The sequence below is a fragment of the Paraburkholderia sp. SIMBA_027 genome, assembly GCF_046535315.1.
Taxonomy (GTDB): domain Bacteria; phylum Pseudomonadota; class Gammaproteobacteria; order Burkholderiales; family Burkholderiaceae; genus Paraburkholderia; species Paraburkholderia tropica.
Genome location: NZ_JAWRWY010000680.1, coordinates 1 through 268 on the forward strand (window position 1 = coordinate 1; position 268 = coordinate 268).

The following is a 268-nucleotide window of genomic DNA, read 5'->3' on the forward strand; positions in this document are numbered from 1 at the left end:
CTGACGGTATTCAAAAATTTCAGAAATCCCATCTCCGTCAAAGTCGGCTACCTTTACAGTAGAATGTCTCTGTATTTTATTATAAAGGATTAACGTATGATTGTTTTCAGGATTATAATAGAAATAAGAATTAAAAACCTCAACCTTTGTATTGGTAAGATAAGGTGAATATTGTGATAAGCTTAATTTAAAAAGCATCTGCGTAGTTCCGGTTCCTAAAAAATCACTGTCATTAACCTGAGTCGTAGTAGAAAATATCTGACTTGGG

The 268-nt window shown here is 32.8% G+C and carries 1 protein-coding gene; it reads right to left on the bottom strand.

What is annotated here, in order from left to right:
* Positions 1-268, bottom strand: a 268-nt coding sequence (locus tag SB764_RS40745; protein WP_410866862.1) for a hypothetical protein, incomplete at both ends; no start/stop codon positions are given.